The sequence below is a fragment of the Pelotomaculum sp. FP genome, assembly GCF_004369245.1.
Taxonomy (GTDB): domain Bacteria; phylum Bacillota; class Desulfotomaculia; order Desulfotomaculales; family Pelotomaculaceae; genus Pelotomaculum_C; species Pelotomaculum_C schinkii.
Genome location: NZ_QFGB01000014.1, coordinates 78,391 through 88,397, shown reverse-complemented (window position 1 = coordinate 88,397; position 10,007 = coordinate 78,391). Strand labels below are relative to the sequence as shown.

10 protein-coding genes and 1 riboswitch are annotated in these 10,007 nt (G+C 46.8%); all 10 genes read left to right on the top strand.

Annotation, left to right across the window (positions count from 1 at the left end; genetic code table 11):
* Window positions 1–183 (top strand): hypothetical protein (locus tag Psfp_RS22015; protein ID WP_205079501.1); only part of this gene is annotated, 183 nt, incomplete at its 5' end.
* Between the two features lie 38 nt (window positions 184–221).
* A riboswitch (cyclic di-AMP (ydaO/yuaA leader) is annotated at window positions 222–455 on the top strand.
* A gap of 1 nt (window position 456) precedes the next feature.
* Window positions 457–1,230 (top strand): LysM peptidoglycan-binding domain-containing protein, encoded by a 774-nt coding sequence (locus tag Psfp_RS07975; RefSeq protein WP_134218018.1) that lies wholly within the window; start codon window positions 457–459, stop codon window positions 1,228–1,230.
* A gap of 261 nt (window positions 1,231–1,491) precedes the next feature.
* A complete protein-coding gene (locus Psfp_RS07970; RefSeq protein WP_134218017.1) occupies window positions 1,492–2,085 on the top strand; it encodes a hypothetical protein in 594 nt (197 codons plus the stop codon).
* Window positions 2,086–2,452: 367 nt separating this feature from the next.
* Complete coding sequence (locus Psfp_RS07965) at window positions 2,453–3,625, top strand: FprA family A-type flavoprotein (RefSeq protein WP_134218016.1); 1,173 nt, start codon at window positions 2,453–2,455, stop codon at window positions 3,623–3,625.
* Between the two features lie 44 nt (window positions 3,626–3,669).
* Window positions 3,670–4,350 carry a rubredoxin gene (rd, locus tag Psfp_RS07960; RefSeq protein WP_134218015.1) on the top strand — a complete coding sequence of 227 codons (681 nt, stop codon included), beginning with the start codon at window positions 3,670–3,672 and terminating at the stop codon, window positions 4,348–4,350.
* A 496-nt stretch (window positions 4,351–4,846) separates the two neighbouring features.
* Complete coding sequence (locus Psfp_RS07955) at window positions 4,847–6,955, top strand: glycosyltransferase (protein WP_192895319.1); 2,109 nt, start codon at window positions 4,847–4,849, stop codon at window positions 6,953–6,955.
* A 58-nt stretch (window positions 6,956–7,013) separates the two neighbouring features.
* A complete protein-coding gene (gene kdsA, locus Psfp_RS07950; RefSeq protein ID WP_134218013.1) occupies window positions 7,014–7,796 on the top strand; it encodes a 3-deoxy-8-phosphooctulonate synthase in 783 nt (260 codons plus the stop codon).
* A complete protein-coding gene (locus Psfp_RS07945; protein WP_134218012.1) occupies window positions 7,786–8,793 on the top strand; it encodes a KpsF/GutQ family sugar-phosphate isomerase in 1,008 nt (335 codons plus the stop codon). The genes kdsA and Psfp_RS07945 overlap by 11 nt, the downstream gene beginning before the upstream one ends.
* Window positions 8,790–9,524 carry a 3-deoxy-manno-octulosonate cytidylyltransferase gene (kdsB, locus tag Psfp_RS07940; RefSeq protein ID WP_192895318.1) on the top strand — a complete coding sequence of 245 codons (735 nt, stop codon included), beginning with the start codon at window positions 8,790–8,792 and terminating at the stop codon, window positions 9,522–9,524. Before Psfp_RS07945 ends, kdsB begins: the two co-directional genes overlap by 4 nt.
* Entirely contained in the window at window positions 9,521–10,000 is a 480-nt protein-coding gene (locus tag Psfp_RS07935; RefSeq protein WP_192895317.1) for an HAD hydrolase family protein, read from the top strand. The genes kdsB and Psfp_RS07935 overlap by 4 nt, the downstream gene beginning before the upstream one ends.
* Window positions 10,001–10,007 lie beyond the last annotated feature (7 nt).

The following is a 10,007-nucleotide window of genomic DNA, read 5'->3' as shown; positions in this document are numbered from 1 at the left end:
TTTCACGATCTGCTTCATTTGCATGCATTTTTCAGCTTCCCTAAGAGAAAAGAGCATCCTGATAAGCTCTTCTGCCCTCATGATGCTCTTTTGCCTTGCCGACTCTTTGCTTATCTTAATGACATTGCCTTAATGGGGGTTATTTTTTTGGGAATGTGGTTGGAGCTGTGGGCAAATTGCTAAATTTTGTTCATGGTCAAGCAGGTGTGATGGCGGGTATAATTGAAAAAACGCCGAATCCCCGTATAGCGGGGTACGGGGGACTTATTTAAATGGGTGAATCCATAAAGGTAGTTAGCAGCCGGCAGTCAAAAAGTCAATATTTGAAGGAATTCGCTTTAGCAAATTCCACAAGCGATCCGGCTTCCGACCTCCGACTGCCGACGACCGAATTGGTAGGGTACCCTCTAAACCCAAACCCGTAAACTAACCCCGGAGGCTTAAGGAGGGACACATATGTCAAATGTTACCCGTGTGCTCATGGGCTTTTTTATTTTAATCGGAGCCCTCATTCTTCCCACTGCGGCTTTTGCCGCCAGCCATACCGTTACCAAGGGGGAAAGTCTCTACATTATCAGCCGCAACTACGGAGTCTCTGTTGATGCCCTGGCTCAAGCCAATGGAATTACAGGTACGTTAATTGAAGTAGGCCAGAAACTCGATATTCCAGAGAGCGGCCAGTCATACATAGTCCGGTCGGGTGACACTCTTTACCAGATTGGCTCAAAGTTTGGCGTGAATTACCAGGAAATCATGTCGGCCAACGGGCTGGAAAGCGACTATCTCTACCAGGGTATGGACTTGTATATACCCTCTTCCTACGGGGGAAGCAGTGAAGTCAGCAGGGGCGGTCTGACTACGAGGGCTTCGGCCTGGGAAGTTGACCTGCTGGCACGGTTGATTACCGCGGAGGCTGATGCTGAGCCTTATGTCGGTAAGCTGGCAGTTGGAGCGGTTGTCTTGAACCGTACCAGGGACGCCAATTTTCCCAAATCAATATATGATGTAATTTATCAGTACGATTCCGGTACCTACCAGTTCGAGCCGGTGATGAACGGCTGGATCGAAAGGCCGGCTACTCCCGATTCAGTTCGGGCGGCCAAAGCCGCCCTCAATGGTTGGGATCCTACCAATGGAGCAGTTTATTTCTTCGCAACCTATGTAACAAATAAATGGCTGTGGTCCAGGCCTTTGAGCGGTATCATCGGGACCGTCGCGTTTACTTACTGATTAGCTGTCGACTATCCAGCCAATGCAGGTGCGAATTCATTCGCACAAAAGTTTAGATGCCCAAGTTTGGTGTTGGTGCGCCGTGTGCCATTGAAATCGCACCCACATTGCTAAGCTTTGATCCTCTGCCTGTGCCCGCAATAGCGGCATGGAAAACTACTCTGTGTTTATCTGGATGCCTGTTGAACAAAGGCAGGAAATCTCAGCGGGGCAGGAGAATATACTGATGAAAGAAATTTTATCAACAGGTGGGGGGACCAGATGAGGGTTGGCGTTGATATAGACGGGGTTCTGGCAGACAGTCTGCCCCTATGGGTTAAAGAGCTTAACGATTATTTTAAACAGAATAAAAGCCTGCAACAAATACAATTGCAGGACGTATGCCGGACCTACGGGATTACCGGGGAAGAGCTGCTCGGCTTTCTACATGACCGGGGCAGGTTTTTAATGACTTCGCCCCCGCCGCTTCCCGGGGCGTCATATTACCTCAACCAGATCAAGAAAAGCCACGATATTTTTATTGTTTCCGCCAGGGATGAAAAATACGGCAGGGAAACCAGAGATTGGTTGCATAAGAACAGCCTGCCCTACGATGAGATCCTGCTCCTGGGCAGCCATGATAAAAGAGAGGCCTGCCTTACCAGCGACCTGAACGTACTGATTGAGGACACGCTCAAAATCAGCGTAGAAGTAAGCGCGGCTGGAGTTCCTGTGCTTCTGATGGATGCCCCTTACAATCAGGGTGTCCTGCCGGGGCTGATTTATCGTACCTATTCCTGGCAAGAAATCTACCGGACCATTGCTGACGAGCCACATTGGTTTGACCGGGTTTCCTCAAAAGAGGTCAGCTTCTAAAATTGCAGGTACAAATTCATTTGCAAATTTAACTTGAAAAAATTGGTTATTTTACACGTATAGGGGACAAATATGTCCCCTATACGTCATTTTTCTCCGGCTCCCTGCTTGCCTGGTTTTTATCTCTTTGCGCATTTTTCGATAGCCGCTGTGCAGGATTCATTTTATAGATGAAGGGCATTTTAATAGTTTCTTAATCTTTTTGTAAGGGCCAATTAATTTTCTTGGTATATTTTAAACAGAAGGTTATCGATATGCATTTTTTAACCAGGAGAAATAGTTAATGTTCCAGGGAAGCCTGTGACTCAATGTTTTAACGGCGGGAAACATTAAGGTAGGGAAAGATACTTTACAGCAGGAGGTCATCATGAAATCGGTTGAATTAAAAAACGGAATCTACTGGGTTGGCGCGATAGACTGGGACTTGCGCTATTTTCACGGCTATATTACGCCACGGGGGTCAACCTACAACGCCTACCTCATTGAAGATGAGAAGACTGTGCTGGTCGATATGGTCAAGCATTACAAGGCTGAGGAACTGCTCGCCCGGATTAAGGATGTTGTAGACCCTTCCCGCATAGATTATCTTGTGGTGAACCATATTGAACCGGATCACTCCGGAAGTTTTCTGAAAGTGTTGGAGGCGATGCCCCAGCTTCAAATTGTGACCTCACCCAGGGCCAAAAAAGGGCTTGAGCGCTATTACAAAAAGGAGTTGGATTGTATCCTGGTCAACTCCGGCGACGAACTAACAATCGGGAAGCGCACCTTGAAGTTCGTGCATACGCCAATGGTGCACTGGCCTGACAACATGGTCACCTATATCCCTGAAGAGAAGGTTTTGTTGCCGAACGACGCCTTTGGCCAGCACATCGCCAGCGCCGCGCGTTTTGACGATGAAATCGGTTGGGACATTGCTATTGAAGAAGCCGGCAGTTATTACGCCAATATTGTCTATCCCTACGGCGACCAGGTGAACAAGGCCCTGGACATCGTGGGCCAGCTGCCGCTGGAGATGATCGCTCCCAGCCACGGGGTGATCTGGCGCAGCTACATCCCGCAGCTGCTACCGGCTTATCGCCGGTGGGCCAACAACGAAGCGCCGCGCAGGGCCCTGATTGTGTATGACACCATGTGGGGTTCCACGCAGAAAATGGCGCTTGCTTTGCAGGACGGCCTGGAGAGCGCCGGGGTACCTGTCTCAGTGCGCTGCCTGCAGACCAACCACATCTCCCAGATTGTCCCCGACGTGCTGCATTCCCGTGCTGTGTTCATCGGCTCACCCACGTTGAACAACGGCATGCTGCCTTCAGTCGGCGCTTTTATGACCTACCTGAAAGGCTTGAGACCCAGGAGAAAACTGGGCTTTGCCTTCGGCTCCTACGGCTGGGGCGGTCAGGGAGCCAAGGAAGTAGCGGCGGTAATCAAAGAAATGGGCTGGGAAACGCCTGAAGAGCTTATTAATATTGTGTACAACCCGGATGAAAGCGAACTCGAAGCAGTCCGGGAAGCAGGTAGAAAGCTCGGTGCAATGCTGTAATTGCTGTAATTAAAGAAAAATTTATTGCAAAGGAGTTATGTCGAATGAATGAAAAAGCTCTATTTAAATTAACCTACGGTGTGCATGTGATCACCTCGAAAAAAGGTGACCGGATCAATGGTCAGATTGCTAATACAGCCATTCAGATAGCCTATGATCCGATCACCATTACCGTCAGTATCAACAAAAATAACCTGACCCATGAGTATATCAAGGACAGCAGGACATTTGCAGTCTCAGTCGTCGGGCAGGACGCGCCTTTGTCCCTGATCGGCCAGTTTGGCTTTAAATCCGGACGGGATGTGGACAAGTTTGAAGGGATCAATTACAAACTGACTCCAAACGGTGTCCCCTATGTGACGGATTACACCTTGTCCTACATGGAAGCGGAAGTACTGCAGGAAGTTGACGCCGGAACCCACACCATCTTTATCGGCAAGGTGATAGGTGCGGAGGTCTTACAAGAAGGTACCCCGATGACCTATGCCTACTACCATGAAATCAAAAGAGGGAGTGTCCCCAAAACCGCCCCTACTTATAGTGCGCTAAAGGAACCAAAGCGTGTATCGGAGAAATACGTCTGTTCCGTCTGCGGCTACACCTACGACCCGGAACTTGGCGATCCGGACGGCGGCATAGCGCCGGGAACGGCCTTTGCAGACCTGCCGGAAGACTGGGTCTGCCCGGTTTGCGGGGCGGGCAAGGGGGATTTTGAGAAGGCTTAAAAAAGATGATTGTGACTTTGGACTTCTACTTAATTAAACTAAGAACATTCTTGAAATGTGTGTCCAAATGTTGATGAGCATATATATTCGTTTCTTGGAGCATAGAAAGTAGCAGTCATGATTAGGTCTTCAGTAATCCATCAATTTATTTGCCTTGCGATTTAAGCGGCAAGTATCATGCCTTATTCTTTTTAACAGCGGGGCGGGTACTGTCGCTTAAATTGCTTATATATAAAATAAAAAAACTCTTTAATTGGCTCAAATAATGCTAAACCATCTGGAAACAGTTATTTATTTTTGGCTTATTTACTTAGATGAACCTTGAGTCTTAATAATATGTCTCCAAAAGGGACTTTGTAACACCAGTTTTTAGTTTTTATAAAAGTATTTTCCAGATATAGTTAGGCTATTAATATATACATACAAGTAAAAAGGAGTTTTGTCAGATTATGAAGAAGTTATAACTTTGTTGTGCAGCTTCTAAGGAGACATGTCTATGAGGATAAGTGAACGTTACCCCAATTACGCTGATCTCCCCTTGAATTCATCATGGTATAGACATAAATTTGATGAACCACTTACCATCCCGGTCGTAACAATTATTACAGCTTATAAGGACCACGGGGAATATATTGGGCAGACGTATCAATCTATTTTGAGTCAAAGCTTTGGCGCTTGGGAATGGTTAATTGTCGACGATGCCTCGGACGGGGCCCATCGACAGATTATTGAGCACCTTGGCGAGTCTGAGCCGCGTGTCCGCCTTCTGTGGTGTACGGAAACGAAAGGCCCTGCAGCCGCCCGTAATATTGCGGTGAGGGAAGCCAAAGGCCGATACATACTTATCCTTGATGCAGATGATTTGATTGAACCGACATTTATTGAAAAGTGCGTACTAGTGCTTGAACTTCATCCAGAATGTACTTTCGTTAATTCCTGGATAGTTGGCTTTGGCCATCAATGCTATCTCTGGCGCAGGGGTTTTGAAAAAATCGCACCCTTTTATTTTCGTAACCGGACTGTCTGTACGGCACTTATCCGTAAAAATGAGTTGCTGGAAGCAGGGGGGTATCCGGAAAACAGCATCCACGAGGATTGGGAATTGTGGTTGCGTTTATTTAGACAGGGCTGCATGGGCTATACTATCCCTGAATTTTTAATATGGTATCGCAGACATGCTAAAAGTCGTGTCAACCGTTTGACACTGTTAAGGAGGTTGATTTACCACCTTGAAATTCTCTGGAAATACCCTCCCATAATTAGACATAAACATAGGTCGCTAACTGGAGGGTTAAAAGACCCATATGATGATTTCCGGCAATTGCTTACAACCGGTAACAACTTGGAAAGTAGTATGCCCGATCAAAAGAACCTTTTGTTAATTATTCCCTGGTTTAGTATGGGGGGGGCGGATAAATTCAACCTTGACTTAGCCAGGGTATTGGGCGAGAAGTATGGTTACCGAATCACGTTTATCACAACACTGCCCTCGAAGCATGCTTGGTTGCCGGAGTTTGCCAGGATTACTCCCGATATTTTCAACCTGGCCAATATATCACAGGACATCACCGATTACCCATCAATGATTAGATATATCATTAATTCACGTAAGATCAATAAAGTCTTGATTTCCAACAGTTACCTGGGGTTTCAGGCAGTACCCTGGTTGAAAGAAAACCTTCCGGATGTAGATTTTTTTGCGTACAGCCACATGGAAGAGGATTACTGGCGCTGTGGGGGCCATCCTCGTATGGCAGCGGCAATTGACAATTATTTAGGAAAAAATATTGTTGCCAGTAACCACTTGAAAAATTGGATGCAGTTAAGAGGCGCTGTTCCGGAACATATAGAGGTCTGTTATATTAATGTGGACACTGATTTCTGGCGAGAAGACAGAAACCTCCGCACAACAATGAGAAAGAACATGAATATAACGGATAGCCAGGTAGTGATATTGTTAGCGGGCAGGATGGTGCCCCAAAAAAGACCTGAACTGGCTCTTAAGATAATAAGCATGTTGCAGGCGAAGACGAAAGTTTCTTTTGTATTCTTAATAGTAGGTGACGGGCCGCTACTTCCCAGACTAAAAAGGCTTGCAAGGCACAGAAGACTGAACGGCCTGGTTCGTTTTATTGGTGAGGTACCGGCTGAAGATATGCTTAATTTTTACCAGGTTGCTGATATCTTTTTTATGCCTTCGCACATGGAAGGGATTTCTCTTGCTCTCTATGAAGCAATGGCTACCAGAACAGTTCCAGTCGGGGCTGCAGTGGGGGGGCAGAAAGAATTAGTTACACCGGAATGTGGGTTTTTGATACCGCAAAACTCGTGCGAACTGGACAGTTATGTTGAAATCCTGGCCAGGCTTTTGGATAATCCGGAGGAAATAGAAACCTTCAAAGATAACTGCAGGTTTCGTGTTGAGTCATTATTCAGGCTGGACCAGATGGTTGAAAAGATTAACGAGATTCTTAACAATCCCTCCAAGTCTGCCAGATTAAATATTGGTAAGGAGTTTCTAAGAATGGCACTTCAGACAGAAACAGAGCATGGTAAAATTACGTTGTTTGCCAAGAAAATAGCCCAGAGGATCTTAAAGTTATGAAATCAGAGCAAATGCTTACAGCATCAGGTAATTATATAAAAATGGGTTGGTGGAAAAGATGCTGAACCCTGTATTAATAGCGGGACCGTGCGTAATTGGGGACACCGATTTAGTAGCAGTTGCAAAGGAAATCGCAGCGGCGGCGCAGAAAAATGGTTTTGCTTTCATTTTTAAAGCTTCTTTTGACAAGGCCAACAGGTCAAGCCTTGACAGTTATCGAGGGCCGGGCCTGGAAGCTGGGTTACATGAGTTGGCAAAGGTTAAAAATGAGTTGGGTGTAATGTTGACCACAGATGTCCATGAAGCTAATCAGGTCGAGTTTGTAGCCCAGGTTGTGGATGTTATACAGATTCCTGCCCTTTTATGCCGACAAACCGACTTGCTGGTTGGGGCGGGCGCTGTAGGAAAAATAGTCAATATAAAAAAAGGTCAGTTTATGGCCCCTTGGGATATGAAGAATGCCATCAGCAAGGCCAAGCAGTCCGGTGCAGCAGAAGTATGGGTTACTGAGCGTGGTAGTATGTTCGGCTACAACAACCTGGTGGTTGATTTTCGTTCGCTTACGATCTTGAAGGAGTGGGCAGACAAAGTTATTTTCGATGCCAGCCACAGTGTACAGTTGCCCGGTTTACATGGTGCGTATTCCGGGGGGGAAAGTAAATATGTCGAGGCCTTCGTTAGAGCTACTGCTGCCTGGGGTGTTGACGGCGTTTTTGTGGAGACTCATCCATGTCCGGAGCAAGCCTTGTGTGACGGTGATAATATGCTCCCGTTGGGCCGGTTAGATAACCTGCTTCAAAAGGTCACTAGAATAAGGAGAGCAATCACAAGTGACGATTAAGCAAAAGATAGAAACAAACGAAGACTACAGGGAACAGATTGGCAGACATATCCGCTTGGCCGGTGAATACCTGCTTAAATGCTCGGATAATGTACCGCAACAGGTAAACGAAGCTGTAAAGATGATTCTTGCCTGCCGCGGCCACGTCGCACTTACGGGAATTGGAAAATCAGGCCTTATTGCCAGAAAACTAGCCGCAACGCTGGCCAGCACGGGAACCCCTAGCTTTTATCTTCACCCGGCTGAAGCAGGCCACGGCGACCTGGGTATGGTTACTGGCCGGGACATTTTGCTTGTTCTATCCGAAAGTGGTGAGTCCGACGAAATTATTACTATTATTCCCGCTGTCCGTGACCTGGAGGTTCCGGTACTTCTGATCACTTTCAGTGCAGATTCCCGTCTGGCAGGGTTGGCTGACACCGTCATTTTAATGCCACCAGTTGGGAGTGGCACTAATAATGTTGGGCCTGCTCCCACCGTGTCATCAGTTGCTATGATGGCTCTGGGCGATGCTATAGCCTTGGCTTGCGCAGTCACACGGCATTTTGGATTCAGAGAATTTGCTCGCTTTCACCCCTGCGGAGCTCTTGGTCGCAGGTTGCTGTTCAAGGTGCGTGACCTGATGAAAACAGGAGAAGCTGTCCCGCTTGTCAGTATAAGTGAAAAAGTAAGTAATGCTTTGTTTATAATGTCTGAAAAAGGGCAGGGAGCCGTTTTCGTTTTATCTGGTGGCGTACCGCAGGGAAAGCTAGTTGGTATTCTAACGGATGGGGATGTCAGACGGTTAGCGGTTAGGTATCGTGACATTTGGGATTTAACCGTTGAAGATGTCATGACCAGGAACCCTTTGTCAATTATAGATACAAGCCTGGCCATAAACGCCCTGCAGCAAATGGAACAGCGGAAAGTAACCATTCTGCCGGTGCTGAATGAAGTCGGGGAATTAACCGGAAGTATCCATATGCATCAATTGTTAGAGGCAGGGATAAAATCGTGAAGCCCTCTATTTTAGGTATTATACCAGTACGTTTAAATTCAAGCCGTCTTCCACGTAAAGCCCTGGCTGATATAGGTGGCAAGAGTATGATCCAGAGGGTTTGGGAACAGGCGATCCAATCAAAGATTGATGAGGTTATTATTGCTACTGATTCCCGGGAGATAGCAGTGCACTGCGGGAAGTTTCAAGGGCGTGTAGAGATGACCGACTCTACACATCTCTCCGGTACATGTCGCTGTACAGAAATTGCAGAACGGTTTTCATATGACTTCTACATAAACATTCAGGGAGACGAGCCATTTATACCGGTAGGGTTGTTAAACCAGGTAGTCGACTGGATCTGGTCGTCGTATGCAGATCTGCAGGTTGGCACGGTTGCGTCAACACGGTGTACCAAAGAGGACTGGTTGAACCCTAATGTGGTTAAAGCCGTTACGACGGCAGACGGTGTAGCGCTGTATTTTTCACGCAGTCCACTACCTTATTTTAGGGAAGGGTATCAGCCTGGCGTTGTATTAAAACATCTCGGTCTTTATATTTACAACAATATATCTCTGGCCAGGTATTCTTTATTAGGCGAAGGGCTGCTGGAACGGCATGAAAAGCTTGAACAGTTGCGTTGGTTGGAAAATGGCATACCTGTCCGCATAATGAGGACTAGTTTCGAGAGTTTTGGTATAGACACTCCCGAAGAGTTACTGGAGGCATGCAAGAAGGTGTTATTAATATGAACAAAAGCCTGGTGTCACAGATCCGGCTGGTAGTCATTGATGTTGATGGCACCTTAACCGATGGGCGTGTGATTCTGCGCAGCGACGGTACAGAAGCCAAGGCTTTTAATGTCAGGGATGGTATGGGAATTGAGCTGGCTATACGTGCCGGCATCAAGGTGATATGGCTTTCCGGCCGTGCCTCCCCCGTAAGTAAGATACGAGCTGATGAATTAGGTGTAAGGTTGTACCAGCCGATACACGACAAGTTGGCTTTTCTCCGCAAGTACTCTGCGGAAAGGGCTATTGATTTTAGGAGTATCGCCTATATAGGGGACGATGTTAACGATATTGAAGTATGTACCCGGGTTGGTTTATCTTTTGCGGTCGGTGATGCCAATAATAAACTGAAAGAAGTCGTAACCTGCCAGCTTGTATCAAATGGCGGTTATGGGGCCGTGCGCGAAGCAATCGACAAGATTTTATTCTGTGATTGATAATTAA

Coding starts and splice junctions, on each gene's coding strand:
- Psfp_RS07965 (WP_134218016.1), top strand. CDS start 2,453: ATGAAATCGGTTGAATTAAAAAACGGAATCTACTGGGTTGGCGCGATA.
- rd (WP_134218015.1), top strand. CDS start 3,670: ATGAATGAAAAAGCTCTATTTAAATTAACCTACGGTGTGCATGTGATC.
- Psfp_RS07975 (WP_134218018.1), top strand. CDS start 457: ATGTCAAATGTTACCCGTGTGCTCATGGGCTTTTTTATTTTAATCGGA.
- Psfp_RS07955 (WP_192895319.1), top strand. CDS start 4,847: ATGAGGATAAGTGAACGTTACCCCAATTACGCTGATCTCCCCTTGAAT.
- kdsA (WP_134218013.1), top strand. CDS start 7,014: ATGCTGAACCCTGTATTAATAGCGGGACCGTGCGTAATTGGGGACACC.
- Psfp_RS07970 (WP_134218017.1), top strand. CDS start 1,492: ATGAGGGTTGGCGTTGATATAGACGGGGTTCTGGCAGACAGTCTGCCC.
- Psfp_RS07935 (WP_192895317.1), top strand. CDS start 9,521: ATGAACAAAAGCCTGGTGTCACAGATCCGGCTGGTAGTCATTGATGTT.